Annotated in this window: 1 pseudogene; it reads left to right on the top strand. The window is 58.6% G+C overall.

Going from position 1 to position 232, the window contains the following annotated elements:
• Positions 1 to 214: pseudogene (locus QP381_RS09530) on the top strand (glutathione S-transferase family protein); the annotation flags it as partial.
• Positions 215 to 232 lie beyond the last annotated feature (18 nt).

Raw genomic sequence — 232 nt, 5'->3', positions numbered from 1 at the left:
CGGTGACACGGTGGACATCCAACAGATCAAAGAGCACTACTACCTCGTGCACGAGGAAATCAACCCCACCCGCGTTGTCCCTGTGGGACCGGATCTGTCGTACCTTCTGGAAGAACATGATCGCGAGCAGCTGGGCGGCCAACCGTTCGGACAAGGAACAGCGCCTGGCCCTGTGCGAGAAGACGAGCGCCCTCCCGCATTGACTGAATGTTAAAGAACGCGCAGCTCAGCA

Source organism: Pauljensenia sp. UMB6358, from assembly GCF_030216865.1.
Classification (GTDB): Bacteria; Actinomycetota; Actinomycetes; order Actinomycetales; family Actinomycetaceae; genus Pauljensenia; species Pauljensenia turicensis_A.
The sequence above is the reverse complement of the archived record's forward strand: the minus strand, read 5'-3'. Positions and strand labels throughout refer to the sequence as shown.